We start from the raw sequence: 14,942 nt of genomic DNA, 5'->3' as shown, positions 1-14,942 counted from the left end.
GAAGGGCCACACCCCGTAGGGTGCGGCCCTTCTCAGCTGTTCCAGCCAAGTACGGCGATCAGGCCGCGACGACCTCGATGTTGACCTTGGCGGCCACCTCGGGGTGCAGACGCACGGACGTCTCGTGAGCGCCCAGGCTCTTGATCGGCGAGCCCAGCTCAATGCGGCGCTTGTCGACCTCGGGGCCGCCCGCAGCCTTGATCGCCGAGGCGACATCGGCCGGGGTGACGGAACCGAAGAGGCGGCCGGAGTCGCCGGAGCGGACGGCCAGGCGGACCTTGACGCCCTCAAGCTGAGCCTTCACCACGTTGGCCTGCTCGATGGTCTGGATCTCGTGGATCTTGCGAGCACGACGGATCTGCTCGACGTCCTTCTCGCCACCCTTGGTCCAGCGGATAGCGAACTTCCGCGGGATCAGGTAGTTGCGAGCGTAACCGTCCTTGACGTCAACAACGTCGCCCGCGGCACCGAGGCCGGAGACCTCGTGGGTGAGGATGATCTTCATGATTCGGTCACCCTTCCCTTAGCGCGCGGTGGACGTGTAGGGCAGCAGCGCCATCTCACGGCTGTTCTTGACGGCCGTGGCGACGTCACGCTGGTGCTGCGTGCAGTTGCCGGTCACGCGGCGGGCACGGATCTTGCCGCGGTCGGAAATGAACTTCCGCAGCATGTTCGTGTCCTTGTAGTCCACGTACGTGACCTTGTCCTTGCAGAAAGCGCAGACCTTTTTCTTCGGCTTGCGCACAGGCGGCTTCGCCATGGTGTTTCTCCTGTGTGATCAAGAAGTTGGGGATACGGCCCGCCCTCGGCCCTTCGGGGGCCGGGACCCGAAGGTCTAGAAGGGGGGCTCGTCCGAGTAGCCGCCGCCGGAGCCGCCGCCCCAGCCACCACCGCCGCCGCCCTGCTGGCCACCGGCGGGTGCGCCGGTCGCCCAGGGGTCGTCGGCAGGAGCTCCGCCGCCCTGCTGCTGGCCGCCACCGGGGCCGCCGCCCCAGCCGCCGCCCTGCTGCTGGCCGCCACCGCCGCCGTAGCCACCCTGACCGCCTCGGCCGCTGGTCTTGGTGACCTTGGCCGTGGCGTTGCGCAGGCTGGGGCCGACCTCGTCGACGTCCAGCTCGTAGACCGTGCGCTTGACGCCCTCACGGTCCTCATAGGACCGCTGCTTCAGCCGGCCCTGCACGAGGACGCGCATACCTCGCTGAAGCGACTCCGCGACGTTCTCCGCCGCCTGACGCCAGACCGAGCAGGTCAGGAACAGGCTCTCGCCGTCCTTCCACTCATTGGTCTGACGGTCGAAGGTGCGGGGAGTGGACGCGACACGGAACTTCGCGACCGCCGCACCGGAGGGGGTGAAGCGCAGCTCGGGGTCATCGACAAGATTGCCGATGACCGTGATGACGGTCTCGCCTGCCATGGGGGAACCTCTCGGCGGGTTTGCTGCTGGCTGCTGGTGCTGCTACTCGAAACCCGAGATCTACTGAGCGAAGGCTCAGTGGGTCTCGGGGCGGAGGACCTTGGTCCGGAGGACCGACTCGTTCAGGTTCATCTGGCGGTCGAGCTCCTTGACGACCGCAGGCTCGGCCTGCAGGTCGATGACCGAGTAGATGCCCTCGGGCTTCTTCTTGATCTCGTACGCGAGACGACGACGACCCCAGGTGTCGACCTTCTCGACCTTGCCGCCGCCGTCACGGACGACAGAAAGGAAGTTCTCGATCAGCGGGGAGACAGCGCGCTCCTCGACGTCGGGGTCGAGGATGACCATCACCTCGTAGTGACGCATGTGGAACCCACCTCCTTCGGACTCAGCGGCCACGGTCGTTCCGTGGCAGGAGGGTTGTGATGCGTACGCAACGGTATCGGCCGCCACTGACAAGCGGGGTCGGTAGGCGGTTTCCCAGGTCGGTGGGGACGGGTACCTGACGCGTCACCGACTCGGTGTGGGCAGACACCGGTGCAGACGGTACAGCCTACCCGCATGAGTGCTTCCGGTTGAAATTCCCCCGGGGAGGCAGTCAATCTGGACACATCGGGTGTGTATGGCGCTACAGTGCGCCGCCTTCCGCAGGAGGTGCCCCATGGCACAGGCAATGCGACCCAACACCGCCGGCTCTCTGTTCGCCACGGACGACCGGCGTCATCCGCTCCAGGACACCCTGCTCGCGGTGACGCTGGTGCTCGGAGTGACGGCCTTCGTCTCGGCGATGTTCCACGACCTGCATCTCCTCAGCTCCTGGACGGGTTTGCTGGGGATCATGACGGGCGCGTACGGGCAGTGGGTCTCGGAGACGACCCGCGAACGCTTCGGCCTGATCCTGGGACTCGGCGCCTCGGCCGTCGGCTTCTTCCTCGGGATGGCGCACGGCGGACTCTTCGGCGGCGTCGTCGGCTGACACGGAGGCGTCCCGGACCCGCGGACGCCGTCCTCCCGAAACGCCCCGGTGTACTCCGGTAGGCCGTGGCCCGGGGTGAAGGTGCCGTGTGCCCAGTCGGGGCGCTCCCAGGGCGCAGTAGGCTTCGGCGCGAGAGCCGGAGCCCCTGACCCCATGGGGACACACCAGCCCGAGGAGCGCCCCGAATGAGCCTGACCTTGAGGACCATCAGTCGCGAGCAGCATCTGGCCTACATCCAGAGTCTGCCGGCGGCGAGCCACATGCAGGTCCCGGCATGGGCAGATGTCAAGGCGGAGTGGCGCTCCGAGAACCTCGGCTGGTTCGACGACCGCACCGGCGAGCTGGTCGGTGTCGGCCTGGTCCTCTACCGGCAGCTGCCGAAGATCAAGCGCTATCTGGCCTACCTTCCCGAGGGCCCGGTCATCAACTGGTTCGCGCCGAACCTGGACGACTGGATCCAGCCGATGCTGGCCCACCTCAAACGGCAGGGCGCGTTCTCCGTGAAGATGGGCCCGCCGGTGGTCATCCGACGCTGGGAGGCCACGTCCATCAAGAAGGGTATCCAGGACCCGGACGTCAAGCGGCTGCGGGACATCGAGGCCGACTTCATCGAGCCGCGCGCCTTCGAGGTGTCGGACAAGCTGCGCCGGATGGGCTGGCAGCAGGGTGAGGACGGCGGCGCCGGGTTCGGCGACGTGCAGCCCCGCTACGTCTTCCAGGTGCCGCTGGCGAACCGGTCGCTGGAAGAGGTGCACAAGAACTTCAACCAGCTGTGGCGCCGCAACATCAAGAAGGCGGAGAAGGCGGGCGTGGAGGTCGTCCAGGGCGGCTACCACGACCTGGAGGAGTGGCAGCGGCTGTACGAGATCACCGCCGTGCGCGACCACTTCCGGCCGCGCCCGCTGTCGTACTTCCAGCGCATGTGGTCGGCCCTCAACACCGAGGACCCCAACCGGATGCGGCTGTACTTCGCCCGCCACAACGGTGTGAACCTGGCCGCGGCGACGATGCTGGTCGTCGGCGGTCACGTCTGGTACTCCTACGGCGCCTCCGACAACATCGGCCGTGAGGTCCGGCCCTCGAACGCGATGCAGTGGCGGATGCTGCGGGACGCGTACGCCCTGGGCGCCACCGTCTACGACCTGCGGGGCATCTCCGACTCGCTGGACGAGACCGACCACCTCTTCGGTCTGATCCAGTTCAAGGTGGGAACGGGCGGCGAGGCCGCCGAGTACCTCGGCGAGTGGGACTTCCCCCTCAACAAGCTGCTCCACAAGGCGCTCGACATCTACATGTCCCGCCGCTGAGCCGCGACCGTTTGGTTCCATAGCTTCCATACCTCTGATACACCGCAGCCACGAGAAAGGTTCCAGGTCCGGCCATGGCGCTCACGCTCTACGTCGACACCGCGCGCTGGCGGGCGCACCACAAGCACGTGCAGGAGCAGTTCCCGGGGCTCGTCCCGGTCTGCAAGGGCAACGGCTACGGCTTCGGCCACGAGCGGCTGGCGGAGGAGGCCACGCGGCTGGGCGCCGAGGTCCTCGCCGTCGGTACGACGTACGAGGCCGCGAGCATCAAGGACTTCTTCGGCGGTGATCTGCTGGTGCTGACGCCGTACCGGCGCGGCGAGGAGCCGGTGCCGCTGCCTGACCGGGTGATCCGGTCGGTGTCGTCGGTCGACGGCGTGTACGGCCTGGTGGGGGCCCGCGTGGTGATCGAGGTGATGTCCTCGATGAAGCGGCACGGGGTGAGCGAGCAGGACCTGCCACAGCTGCACGCGGCCATAGAGAACGTCCGTCTCGAGGGCTTCGCGATCCACCTGCCGCTGGACCGTACCGACGGCTCCGACGCCGTCGAGGAGGTCATCGGCTGGATGGACCGGCTGCGTGCCGCCCGGCTGCCGCTGCACACGATGTTCGTGAGCCACCTCAAGGCCGAGGAACTCGCCCGGCTGCAGCAGCAGTTCCCGCAGACGCGCTTCCGTGCCCGCATCGGCACCCGGCTGTGGCTGGGGGACCACGACGCCACCGAGTACCGCGGCGCCGTACTGGACGTCACCCGCGTCGCCAAGGGCGATCGCTTCGGCTACCGGCAGCAGAAGGCGGCCTCAGACGGCTTCCTGGTGGTTGTGGCGGGCGGAACGTCGCACGGGGTGGGCCTGGAGGCCCCCAAGGCGCTGCACGGCGTCATGCCGCGTGCCAAGGGCGTCGCTCGGGCCGGTCTGGCCACGGTCAACCGGAACCTCTCCCCGTTCGTCTGGGGCGGCAAGCAGCGCTGGTTCGCGGAGCCGCCGCACATGCAGGTCTCGATCCTGTTTGTGCCCGCTGACGCGCCGGAGCCGAAGGTGGGCGACGAACTGGTGGCCCACCTCCGGCACACCACGACGCAGTTCGACCGCCTGATGGACCGCTGACCGCCTGAGGCGAGCCAGCAGGCCGAACCGAAGCGGGCGCCGTCTCCCGCTCCGTCGCCGCCTCCCGCCTCACTGACTGGCGGCGGAATGACCGGGCCCCTCCGCGGGCTCCCCCCAGTTCACCTGCGGCCCCTCCACGAAGGGCGCCGCGTGCCGGGGCGGCCGGGCCAGAGAGCCGAGGACGAACACGTCGTCGGCCCCGTCCAGGACACCGCCCGAGGGATCGTCGTCGCCCGCCCGGCGCACGACGTCCCGCTCCGGCATGAGGATGTCCCGTACGACGACGGCACACAGGTACGCCGTACCGAGCAGGTGCAGGCCGATGGCCCAGTGGTAACCGTCGGTCGGCAGGCCCTTGTGGGCGTCGCCGCTGGTCGTGTACGCGAGGTACATCCAGATGCCGAGGAAGTACGCGACCTCGCACGCCTGCCAGATCAGGAAGTCCCGCCACTTGGGCCGGGCGAGGACGGCCAGCGGCACGAGCCACAGCACGTACTGGGGCGAGTAGACCTTGTTGGTGAGGATGAACGCGGCGACGATCAGGAAAGCCAGCTGGGCGAAGCGAGGCCGACGCGGGGCGGTGAAGGTGAGGGCCGCGATGCCCGCACAGCTCAGCAGCATGAGGAACATCGCGAGCGCGTTGACGATCTCGGTGCTCAGCGGGTCGCTGGAGTTCTGGGCCATGATCAGCCAGAAGGATCCGAAGTCGACGCCGCGTTCCTGGCTGAAGGTGTAGAACTTCGACCAGCCGTCGAAGGCGAGGAGCATCACCGGAAGGTTCACAACGAGCCAGGCGAGGGCCGCACCCGCGAACGCCTTCCCGAAGTCCCGCCACTTCCCCGCACGCCAGCAGAGCACGAGCAGCGGGCCGAGGAGGAAGACGGGGTACAGCTTGGCGGCCGTGGCGAGTCCCAGCAGGACGCCGAAGGCGAGCGAGCGCCCGCGTGACCACATCAGCATCGCGGCGGCGGTGAGGGCGACGGCCAGCAGATCCCAGTTGATGGTCGCGGTCAGCGCGAAGGCGGGGGCCAGGGCGACGAGCAGACCGTCCCAGGGGCGCCGGGCGTGGGTGCGGGAGACGCAGACGGCGATGATGGAGGCGCAGACCATCAGCATCCCGGCGTTGACCATCCAGTACCACTGCTCCTGGTGCTGGATGCTGCCGCTGCCCGGTGTGAGCCAGGAGGCGACCTCCATGAAGACGCCGGTGAGTACCGGGTACTCGAGGTACTCCATATCGCCGGGGAGCCGGTCGAAGTAGGGCACGAGCCCGTCGGCGAAGCCGCGGCCGTTGTAGAGGTGCGGGATGTCCGAGTAGCAGGCATGCGTGTACTGCGAGCCGGCGCCGAAGAACCAGCCGCCGTTGTAGCAGGGCGCCTTCTGGACCAGGCCGAGGGCGAACATGCCGATCGCCACGAGCGCGATCACCCGTACAGGTGTCCACCAGGACGTCCCCAGCAGGGCGTGCCTGCCGATGGGGCCGCCGATCAGCTCACTGCCGCTCGCGGCGACCTCGTCGGCCCGTGTGGGCTGCACCAGGTCGGACCGGCGTGCGCTCGCTTGTGTCGTCTCTGCACTGGGCATGGGGCACATCCTGCCGTACCCGTCTGGGAACACGGCGAGGGCCGCCACACCTGGTCGGTGCGGCGGCCCTCGCCGTGTTTCACGTGAAACACCCGTGCCGGGTCATATGGCGGCTAAGTGCTGTCGCCTCCGAAGAGGCCCCCATTTCCGTTGCCGCCGTTACCGTTCCCGCCGGTTTCCTCAATGCCGGACTCGCTGGTCGACGGCGAAGGTGACGGGGATTCTCCCGGGCCGCCGGTCTCGCCGCCGTTGCCGTTCCCGTTGCCGCCGGTGGTGTCACAGCCCCACCAGGAGTCGCAGGTCTGGGTCGGAGGCGACGCCGTCGGTGTGTTGCGCTTGGTCTTGGTGGGCGTCGGAGTCGGGGTCGGGCTCTCCTCTTCCGTCTCGCTGGCCGAGGGCGACGGGCTCGCGGACTCCTCTTCGTTGACCACCTCACCGATCGGCTCCGGCTTGGGGAACCGCTTCACCGGCTGGCCCTTCAGCGCCTCGGACATGTACGCCTGCCAGATCTCGGACGGGAACGACGCACCGTGGATGGAGTCCTGGCCACCCGTTCCGTACATCTTCAGAAACGTACGGTTCTTGATGGTCTCGTCGTCCGGGTACCGGAACATGCTGATCGCCGTCGACAGCTGCGGTGTGTAGCCGACGAACCAGGCGGACTTGTTGTCGTCCGTGGTACCGGTCTTACCGGCCACGTCACGGCCGGGGAGCTGGGCGTTGGTACCGGTGCCCGCCTCGACGACGGTCTTCAGCACGTCGGTGACGTTGTCGGCCACCTGCGAGGTGAACACCTGCTCGGTCTCGTCCTCGTGGGTGTAGATCGGGCCGTCCTTGCTGGTCACCTTGGTGACGGAGTACGGGGAACGCTGCTTGCCGCTGGCGGCGAAGGTGGCGTACGAACCCGCCATCCGGATGGCGCTGGGGTCGGAGGTGCCGATGGAGAACGAAGGGAAGCTGGCGCCCGCCAGGCTGCTCTCCAGGATGCCCGACTCGACAGCCGCCTCCTTCACCTTGTCCAGGCCGACGTCCATGCCGAGCTGCACGAAGGCGGAGTTCACGGAGAACTGCATCGCCTCGCGCAGGTCGATCTTGTAGTCGGGCGGGGTGCCACGCGACTCGTCACCGTCGTTGACCTGCAGCCACTCCTTGCCGTCCTCGTCGTGCCAGACCGACCCGTCGTAGTTCTCGATCTTGTACTTGTTCTTGCCGCTGTACAGGCTCTTCGGGGAGACGACGGTGCGCTCGTCCTGGGCCTGGACCTCCCCGAGGTCGGGATCCCGCACGCCCCACTTCATCGCCGCCGCGAGGACGAAGGGCTTGAACGTCGAACCGACCTGGGCGCCGGTCACATCGGCGTTGTTGGTGAAGTGCTGGGTGGCGTCCTTGCCGCCGTAGATCGCCACGATGGCGCCGGTCGCGGGGTCCACGGAGGCTCCGCCGAACTGGACGTGGGTGTCCTTGTCCGGGCGCTTCTTGGGGTCGATGTTGGCCTTCTTGACCTTCTTGACAGCCTTCTCCAGCGCCGCGACCTTCTTCTTGTCGAAGGTCGTGTGGATCGACAGGCCGCCTTCGCGGAGCTTGCGCTCGGTGATGCCGGTCTTGTCGCTGTTGTTGACGAGGTAGGCGTTGACCAGGTCGACGAGGTAACCGGTCTGACCGCTGAGCGCGGTGTTGGACCGGGGGTTCTTGACCTTGGGCAGGCTCGGGTACTTGGCCCGGGTCGTCGCGTCGAGGTGGTCCAGTTCGACCATCTTGTCCAGCGTGTCCTGCATCTGGACCTGGGCGCGCTTCTTGTTCTTCTCGGGCGTGGCGTTGACCGGGTCGATCGACGTGGCACCGGCCGGGTCGTAGTAGGTGGCGCCCTTGAGCATGGCCGAGAGGAACGCGCACTCGCCCGGGTTGAGGTCGATGGCGTCCTTGTTGAAGTAGGCGCGGGCGGCGGCCTGGATGCCGTACGCGTTGCGACCGTAGTAGGCCGAGTTCAGGTACCCGGCCATGATCTCGTCCTTGGGCAGGGACGCGCCCACCTTGATGGAGACGAACAGTTCCTTGAACTTGCGGGTGACGGTCTGCGACTGGTCGTCCAGCATCGCGTTCTTCACGTACTGCTGGGTGATGGTCGAACCGCCCTGGGTGTCACCGCCGCGGGCCATGTTGAACATGGCTCGGGCGATGCCCTTGGGGTCGATGCCGCTGTCCGTGTAGAAGGTCTTGTTCTCCTGGGAGACGACGGCGTACTGCATCTCCTTGGGGATCTGCGACAGGTTGATGATCTGCCGGTTCGTCTCCCCGCCGGTGGACACCATCTCGGATCCGTCGGCCCAGTAGTACACGTTGTTCTGGGCCGTCGCCGTCTCGGCGACCTTCGGGACGCTCACCATGGCGTAGCCGACGCCCGCGATGGCGACGAGGCTGCCGAAGAACGCGAGGCTCAGGGCGGAGACGAGCTTCCAGGAGGGCACCCAGCGGCGCCAGCCGAAGCGGCCCGCGCGTGGGTAGTCGATGAGCCGCTTCTTCCCGGGGTCAGCGGCGCGGCCACCGAGAGCGGCGCGCCTGCCGCCGCGTCCGGGTTCGGCCGCTCTGCGGCGGCTCCCTCCGCTCCTCTGCGCTGCTCGGCGGGCTTCGGCGCGGCCACCATAGGGGCGCTCCTCACCCTCGTGGGGTTCCGACCCGTAGGAGTCGGAAGGAGACCCGGTGGCGCCTCGCGGTGCCGCGCGGCGGCCGGAGGCCGAGCCGGACTGGCCGCGTCGGGCCGCGGCACGTCCGCCTCCCTGCGGCTGCGGCGGTTTGCGACGGTGCTCGCTCATCGAACGACTACTCCTCGGGCAGGCGCACCTCTGCGCGCCTGGAAACGGCGGCTGGTTTCCGGTCCCCCCGAAGTACGGATGCGGCTGTTACCGCATTCACCCGTACTGCACCGGGGACAGGGACGCCCCCTGGCGCAACTCGGTTCCCGGTGGTGTGCATGGCGCACAGACTACGCAGCCTGTAAACCCGTCTAGGCCCGAAGTTCACCCCAAATCCGGCAACTTGCTTCTGTCGAATCAGTGATGTGACGCCGTTCACTGTCCTCCCTCTTGTCGCACCAGGGTCGTCGTTCTATCGTGCTGATGTATCGAGTCGATACATCAGCACGGCATAAAGACCGTCACGGGATCCCTGCGGCAGAGAGGAGGCGACGATGAGCCGGCGTTCCGGAATTCTTGAGTTCGCCGTACTCGGCCTGCTCCGCGAATCTCCGATGCACGGCTATGAACTGCGCAAACGACTCAACACATCACTGGGTGTGTTCCGCGCGTTCAGCTACGGGACGCTCTACCCCTGCCTCAAGACGCTGGTCGCCAACGGCTGGTTGATCGAGGAACCGGGGAACATCACCGAGCCCGCCGCCACCCTCGCGGGCCGACGGGCCAAGATCGTCTACCGGTTGACGGCAGATGGTAAGGAACACTTCGAGCAGCTGCTCTCACAGACGGGCCCCGACGCCTACGAGGACGAGCACTTCGCCGCGCGGTTCGCCTTCTTCGGGCAGACCTCACGCGACGTGCGGATGCGCGTACTGGAGGGCCGCCGCAGTCGGCTGGAGGAGCGCCTGGAGAAGATGCGCGCCTCACTGGCCCGCACCCGGGAGCGCCTCGACGACTACACCCTCGAGCTCCAGCGCCACGGTATGGAGTCCGTGGAGCGCGAAGTGCGCTGGCTGAACGAGCTGATCGAGAGCGAGCGGGCCGGGCGGGACCTCAGAGGTTCCGCCACCGGGGGGTCCGCTCAACAGGACACCACATCTGGAGCGACGGGCGGCCTGCCCCGGCCGGGGGACGACCCCCGGCCGGATACGCCCGACGACACCGCCACGTGAGGTCCCTGTCAGGGCCTCACCGAGTACACACAGGGAGCAACCGGAATGGGTTCGGTTCGCGTAGCCATCGTCGGCGTCGGCAACTGCGCCGCGTCGCTGGTGCAGGGAGTCGAGTACTACAAGGACGCCGACCCGGCGACCAAGGTCCCCGGCCTGATGCACGTCCAGTTCGGCGACTACCACGTCCGTGACGTGGAGTTCGTCGCCGCGTTCGATGTCGACGCGAAGAAGGTCGGCCTCGACCTCGCGGACGCCATCGGCGCCTCCGAGAACAACACCATCAAGATCTGCGACGTGCCCAACACGGGCGTCACCGTCCAGCGCGGTCACACGCTCGACGGTCTCGGCAAGTACTACCGCGAGACCATCGAGGAGTCCGCCGAGGCCCCGGTCGACGTCGTCCAGATCCTCAAGGACAAGCAGGTCGACGTCCTCGTCTGCTACCTGCCCGTCGGCTCCGAGGACGCGGCGAAGTTCTACGCCCAGTGCGCCATCGACGCCAAGGTCGCCTTCGTCAACGCCCTCCCGGTCTTCATCGCCGGCACCAAGGAGTGGGCGGACAAGTTCACCGAGGCGGGCGTCCCGATCGTCGGCGACGACATCAAGTCGCAGGTCGGCGCCACCATCACGCACCGCGTCATGGCGAAGCTGTTCGAGGACCGGGGCGTCATCCTGGACCGCACGATGCAGCTCAACGTCGGCGGCAACATGGACTTCAAGAACATGCTCGAGCGTGAGCGCCTGGAGTCCAAGAAGATCTCCAAGACTCAGGCCGTCACCTCCCAGATCCCCGACCGGGAGCTGGGCGAGAAGAACGTCCACATCGGCCCGTCCGACTACGTGGCCTGGCTCGACGACCGCAAGTGGGCCTACGTCCGCCTGGAGGGCCGTGCGTTCGGCGACGTCCCGCTGAACCTGGAGTACAAGCTGGAGGTCTGGGACTCCCCGAACTCCGCGGGTGTCATCATCGACGCCCTCCGCGCCGCGAAGATCGCCAAGGACCGCGGCATCGGCGGCCCGATCCTGTCTGCGTCGTCGTACTTCATGAAGTCCCCGCCGGTCCAGTACTTCGACGACCAGGCTCGCGAGAACGTCGAGAAGTTCATCAAGGGCGAGGTCGACCACTGACCAGGCGCTGTCCTGTGAGCTGTTGAGGGTCCCCGGGTCGCGCGCCCGGGGACCCTCTCGGTATGTGAGGCTGTGCCCATGGCCGTCGTCCGCGATCTACGCGTCCTGCTGCGCTTCCAGGACTTCAGGCGCCTACTCGCCGTACGACTGCTCTCCCAGGGCGCCGACGGGGTCTACCAGGTCGGTCTCGCCACCTACGTCGTCTTCTCGCCCGAGAAGCAGACCTCCCCCACCGCGATCGCCTCCGCCATGGCGGTCCTGCTGCTGCCGTACTCCCTGGTCGGCCCCTTCGCCGGTGCCCTGCTCGACCGCTGGCGCCGCCGCCAGATCTTCCTCTACGGCAATCTGCTGCGCGCCGCCCTCGCCTCGGTGACGGCGGCCCTGATCATCAGCGGGGTCCCGGACTGGCTCTTCTACGTCTCCGCCCTGTGCGTCACCGCCGTCAACCGCTTCGTCCTCGCGGGGCTCTCCGCCGCGCTGCCGCGCGTCGTGGACGCCGACCGGCTGGTGATGGCCAACTCCCTCTCCCCGACCGCGGGCACGCTCGCCGCCACCGCGGGCGGCGGCCTCGCCTTCGTCGTACGGCTGCTGGTCTCGGACTCCGACGCCGCCGTGGTGCTGCTGGGAGCGGGCCTGTACCTGTGCGCGGCCCTCGCCTCGCTGCGGATCGCGGTGGCGCTGCTGGGGCCCGAGCCCGCCCTGGTGCAGCCCCGGCTGGGGGCGGCCCTCGCCGGGACGGCCCGGGACCTGGCGGCGGGGGTACGGCACCTTGCCGCGCCGCCGCGCCGGGAGGCCGCCTGGGCCCTGGGGGCGATGACGCTGATGCGGTTCTGCTACGGCGCCCTGACGGTGACGGTGCTGATGCTGTGCCGTTACGCCCTGACCTCCGGTACGGACGAGGGACTCGCCCTGCTGGGGCTGGCGCTGGGCATCTCCGGTGCCGGTTTCTTCACGGCGGCCGTGGTGACGCCGTGGGCGGCGACGCGGCTCGGTCCCGGGCGCTGGATCGTGGTGTGCTCGGCGGCTGCCGCGGTCCTGGAACTGGCCCTCGGGCTGCCGTTCGCGGCTGTTCCCCTGCTGGTCGCGGCCTTCGTCCTGGGGCTGACCACGCAGGGCGCGAAGATCGCCACGGACACGGTCGTGCAGTCCTCGGTCGAGGACGGCTTCCGTGGCCGGATCTTCTCCGTTTACGACGTCCTGTTCAATATCGCCTTCGTCGGCGCCGCCGGAATGGCCGCGCTGATGCTCCCGCCGGACGGCCGCTCGGCCCCGCTGGTGGTAACGGTGGCCGTTATCTACGGAGCAGTTGCGGTGGCTATGGCCCGCTTTGAACGCCGCAGAGTGTCACATCAGTGACACAGAGCCGTAGCCGCCTGCGGCGTTGTCAGTGCGGCCCGATAACTTACGTGGGACTTATAGCGCGACGTCATCGCGCCACGCACACCTATGTTCAAGGGGGACCCCCAAGTGTCTACTCCGCCGTCCCAGGGCAACCCGTTCGCACAGAACCAGCCTCAGGGTCAGCCCCAGGGCCAGAACCCCTTCGCCCAGGGCCAGCCCCAGGCTCCGTACCCGCCCCAGGGCGGCCAGCCCGGCTTCCCGCAGCAGGCCACCGCGCCGTACGCACCGGTCCCGCCGGAGCAGCCCCGCCGCAAGCTCAGCTTCAAGACGATCAAGAACATCGCGATCGCCGTGATCGTCGTCGGTGTGGCAGCCGGCGCTTACATATCGAGCCAGGACGACGCCAGCACGGCCTCCGTCGGTGACTGTATGCACCGCGGGAGCAGCGACGACAGCAACCCGGACCTTGAGGTCGTCGACTGCACCTCGTCTGACGCCCAGTACGAGGTGCTGGCCAAGGTGAAGGGCAACTACACCGGGCTCACCGCTCAGACGAAGTGTGAGACCGAGGCCAAGGACTTCGAGTACGTCTACACCGAGTCCGGTGACGGCTCGGACTTCCTGCTCTGCCTGAAGGACTACAAGAAGTAGTCGCACAGCGAGAGGGCCGGTGTTTCACGTGAAACACCGGCCCTCTTCGCGTCTGGGACGAGGTCGTGTTTCACGTGAAACATGACCTCGTCTCCCAGCGTCAGCTCTGCTCGGCCCACCACTCCTTCAGTGCCGCCACCGCGTCGTCGTGGCCCATCGGACCGTGCTCCAACCGCAGTTCCAGCAGGTGCTTGTAGGCGCTGCCGACGGCCGGGCCCGGCTTGATGCCGAGGATCTGCATGATCTCGTTGCCGTCGAGGTCAGGCCGGATCGCGTCCAGCTCCTCCTGCTCTTGGAGCTGGGCGATGCGCTCCTCCAGACCGTCGTAGGCCCGGGAGAGCGCGGTGGCCTTGCGCTTGTTGCGGGTCGTGCAGTCGGAGCGGGTCAACTTGTGCAGCCGGTCGAGCAGCGGTCCGGCGTCCCGCACATAGCGGCGGACAGCGGAGTCGGTCCACTCGCCGGTGCCGTAGCCGTGGAAGCGCAGGTGGAGTTCCACCAGGCGTGAGACGTCCCTCACCAGTTCGTTGGAGTACTTCAGCGCCGTCATGCGCTTCTTGGTCATCTTCGCGCCGACCACCTCATGGTGGTGGAAGGAGACCCGGCCGTCCTTCTCGAACCGACGCGTGCGCGGCTTGCCGATGTCATGCAGCAGCGCTGCCAGCCGCAGGGTCAGGTCGGGGCCGTTCCCCTCCAGGGCAATCGCCTGCTCCAGCACGATCAGCGTGTGGTCGTACACGTCCTTGTGCCGGTGGTGCTCATCACTCTCCAGCCGCAGGGCGGGCAGCTCCGGCAGCACACGGTCGGCCAGGCCGGTCTCGACGAGCAGGGCCAGACCCTTGCGCGGGTGCGCGGAGAGGATCAGCTTGTTCAACTCGTCCCGGACCCGCTCGGCCGAGACGATCTCGATCCGGCCGGCCATCTCCGTCATGGCCGTGACGACCTCGGGAGCCACCTCGAAGTCGAGCTGTGCGGCGAACCGAGCCGCCCGCATCATTCGCAGCGGGTCATCCGAGAAGGACGCCTCCGGAGTGCCCGGTGTGCGCAGCACCCGCGCCCCGAGATCGTCGAGCCCGCCGTGCGGGTCGATGAACGTCTTCTCCGGCAGCGCCACCGCCATCGCGTTGACGGTGAAGTCACGGCGGACCAGGTCATCCTCGATGGAGTCGCCGTAGGCCACCTCGGGCTTGCGCGAGGTACGGTCGTACGCCTCGGAGCGGTAGGTGGTGACCTCGATCTGGTAGCCGCCCTTCTGCGCCCCGACCGTGCCGAAGGCGATGCCGACGTCCCATACGGCGTCCGCCCAAGGCCGCACGATCTTCAGTACGTCCTCGGGGCGGGCATCGGTGGTGAAGTCCAGGTCGTTGCCGAGTCGGCCGAGCAGCGCGTCCCGGACCGAGCCGCCGACCAGGGCGAGTGAGAACCCGGCCGCTTCGAAGCGGCGCGCGAGGTCGTCGGCGACGGGCGCGACCGTCAGCGGCTCGTCGACCGCGCGGCGCTGCACCTGGTTCAGGACACGGAGCTTGTCTTCGTTGGCATTCGGCACAACAAGAGAGGGTACGTGGCCGAGGCACCG

General features: G+C 67.9%; 14 protein-coding genes. 7 read left to right on the top strand and 7 right to left on the bottom strand.

The window, feature by feature from the left end; all coding sequences use genetic code 11:
- Positions 1-58: 58 nt before the first annotated feature.
- The 4 genes from rplI to rpsF form a co-directional block, all read right to left on the bottom strand.
- Positions 59-505 (bottom strand): 50S ribosomal protein L9, encoded by a 447-nt coding sequence (rplI, locus tag ABZ659_RS28030; protein WP_360225170.1) that lies wholly within the window; start codon positions 503-505, stop codon positions 59-61.
- Between the two features lie 18 nt (positions 506-523).
- Positions 524-760: a 30S ribosomal protein S18 gene (gene rpsR, locus ABZ659_RS28025; RefSeq protein ID WP_003949403.1), complete on the bottom strand. Its 237-nt coding sequence runs from the start codon at positions 758-760 to the stop codon at positions 524-526.
- A 75-nt stretch (positions 761-835) separates the two neighbouring features.
- On the bottom strand, positions 836-1,414 hold the full coding sequence (locus ABZ659_RS28020) for a single-stranded DNA-binding protein (RefSeq protein WP_360225168.1): 579 nt from the start codon (positions 1,412-1,414) through the stop codon (positions 836-838).
- Between the two features lie 75 nt (positions 1,415-1,489).
- Positions 1,490-1,780 (bottom strand): 30S ribosomal protein S6, encoded by a 291-nt coding sequence (gene rpsF / locus ABZ659_RS28015; RefSeq protein ID WP_003991486.1) that lies wholly within the window; start codon positions 1,778-1,780, stop codon positions 1,490-1,492.
- 295 nt (positions 1,781-2,075) lie between these two features.
- Between rpsF and ABZ659_RS28010 the strand changes: the two genes are divergently transcribed.
- From ABZ659_RS28010 to ABZ659_RS28000, 3 genes are all read left to right on the top strand, one after another.
- Positions 2,076-2,390: a hypothetical protein gene (locus ABZ659_RS28010; protein ID WP_360225166.1), complete on the top strand. Its 315-nt coding sequence runs from the start codon at positions 2,076-2,078 to the stop codon at positions 2,388-2,390.
- 185 nt (positions 2,391-2,575) lie between these two features.
- The gene (gene femX, locus ABZ659_RS28005) at positions 2,576-3,697 is read left to right on the top strand and encodes a peptidoglycan bridge formation glycyltransferase FemX (RefSeq protein WP_360225164.1); all 1,122 of its coding nucleotides are present in this window, start codon (positions 2,576-2,578) and stop codon (positions 3,695-3,697) included.
- 74 nt (positions 3,698-3,771) lie between these two features.
- The gene (locus ABZ659_RS28000; RefSeq protein WP_360225162.1) at positions 3,772-4,803 is read left to right on the top strand and encodes an alanine racemase; all 1,032 of its coding nucleotides are present in this window, start codon (positions 3,772-3,774) and stop codon (positions 4,801-4,803) included.
- A gap of 69 nt (positions 4,804-4,872) precedes the next feature.
- Here ABZ659_RS28000 and ABZ659_RS27995 read toward each other — a convergent pair whose 3' ends face one another.
- Positions 4,873-6,396, bottom strand: coding sequence for a glycosyltransferase 87 family protein (locus ABZ659_RS27995; protein ID WP_360225160.1), 1,524 nt, complete (start codon positions 6,394-6,396; stop codon positions 4,873-4,875).
- A 104-nt stretch (positions 6,397-6,500) separates the two neighbouring features.
- On the bottom strand, positions 6,501-9,197 hold the full coding sequence (locus tag ABZ659_RS27990) for a transglycosylase domain-containing protein (RefSeq protein ID WP_360225158.1): 2,697 nt from the start codon (positions 9,195-9,197) through the stop codon (positions 6,501-6,503).
- A 374-nt stretch (positions 9,198-9,571) separates the two neighbouring features.
- Here ABZ659_RS27990 and ABZ659_RS27985 point away from each other — a divergent pair, with 374 nt between their 5' ends.
- The 4 genes from ABZ659_RS27985 to ABZ659_RS27970 all read left to right on the top strand — a co-directional run bounded on the left by ABZ659_RS27985 (position 9,572) and on the right by ABZ659_RS27970 (position 13,369).
- Positions 9,572-10,249: a helix-turn-helix transcriptional regulator gene (locus ABZ659_RS27985; protein WP_360225156.1), complete on the top strand. Its 678-nt coding sequence runs from the start codon at positions 9,572-9,574 to the stop codon at positions 10,247-10,249.
- A gap of 45 nt (positions 10,250-10,294) precedes the next feature.
- Positions 10,295-11,377, top strand: coding sequence for an inositol-3-phosphate synthase (locus tag ABZ659_RS27980; RefSeq protein ID WP_360225154.1), 1,083 nt, complete (start codon positions 10,295-10,297; stop codon positions 11,375-11,377).
- Between the two features lie 78 nt (positions 11,378-11,455).
- Positions 11,456-12,733, top strand: a complete 1,278-nt coding sequence (locus tag ABZ659_RS27975) for an MFS transporter (protein WP_360225152.1) — start codon at positions 11,456-11,458, stop codon at positions 12,731-12,733.
- Positions 12,734-12,844: 111 nt separating this feature from the next.
- Positions 12,845-13,369 (top strand): hypothetical protein, encoded by a 525-nt coding sequence (locus ABZ659_RS27970; RefSeq protein WP_360225150.1) that lies wholly within the window; start codon positions 12,845-12,847, stop codon positions 13,367-13,369.
- Positions 13,370-13,469: 100 nt separating this feature from the next.
- Here the strand turns inward: ABZ659_RS27970 and ABZ659_RS27965 are convergent, their stop codons facing one another.
- Positions 13,470-14,912, bottom strand: a complete 1,443-nt coding sequence (locus tag ABZ659_RS27965; protein ID WP_360225148.1) for a CCA tRNA nucleotidyltransferase — start codon at positions 14,910-14,912, stop codon at positions 13,470-13,472.
- Positions 14,913-14,942 lie beyond the last annotated feature (30 nt).

The sequence above is a fragment of the Streptomyces sp. NPDC006997 genome (assembly GCF_040635175.1).
Classification (GTDB): domain Bacteria; phylum Actinomycetota; class Actinomycetes; order Streptomycetales; family Streptomycetaceae; genus Streptomyces.
The sequence above is the reverse complement of the archived record's forward strand: the minus strand, read 5'-3'. Positions and strand labels throughout refer to the sequence as shown.

Coding starts and splice junctions, on each gene's coding strand:
- ABZ659_RS27995 (WP_360225160.1), bottom strand. CDS start 6,396: ATGTGCCCCATGCCCAGTGCAGAGACGACACAAGCGAGCGCACGCCGG.
- ABZ659_RS27975 (WP_360225152.1), top strand. CDS start 11,456: ATGGCCGTCGTCCGCGATCTACGCGTCCTGCTGCGCTTCCAGGACTTC.
- ABZ659_RS27985 (WP_360225156.1), top strand. CDS start 9,572: ATGAGCCGGCGTTCCGGAATTCTTGAGTTCGCCGTACTCGGCCTGCTC.
- ABZ659_RS27980 (WP_360225154.1), top strand. CDS start 10,295: ATGGGTTCGGTTCGCGTAGCCATCGTCGGCGTCGGCAACTGCGCCGCG.
- rpsR (WP_003949403.1), bottom strand. CDS start 760: ATGGCGAAGCCGCCTGTGCGCAAGCCGAAGAAAAAGGTCTGCGCTTTC.
- femX (WP_360225164.1), top strand. CDS start 2,576: ATGAGCCTGACCTTGAGGACCATCAGTCGCGAGCAGCATCTGGCCTAC.
- rpsF (WP_003991486.1), bottom strand. CDS start 1,780: ATGCGTCACTACGAGGTGATGGTCATCCTCGACCCCGACGTCGAGGAG.
- rplI (WP_360225170.1), bottom strand. CDS start 505: ATGAAGATCATCCTCACCCACGAGGTCTCCGGCCTCGGTGCCGCGGGC.
- ABZ659_RS28000 (WP_360225162.1), top strand. CDS start 3,772: ATGGCGCTCACGCTCTACGTCGACACCGCGCGCTGGCGGGCGCACCAC.
- ABZ659_RS27990 (WP_360225158.1), bottom strand. CDS start 9,197: ATGAGCGAGCACCGTCGCAAACCGCCGCAGCCGCAGGGAGGCGGACGT.
- ABZ659_RS28010 (WP_360225166.1), top strand. CDS start 2,076: ATGGCACAGGCAATGCGACCCAACACCGCCGGCTCTCTGTTCGCCACG.
- ABZ659_RS28020 (WP_360225168.1), bottom strand. CDS start 1,414: ATGGCAGGCGAGACCGTCATCACGGTCATCGGCAATCTTGTCGATGAC.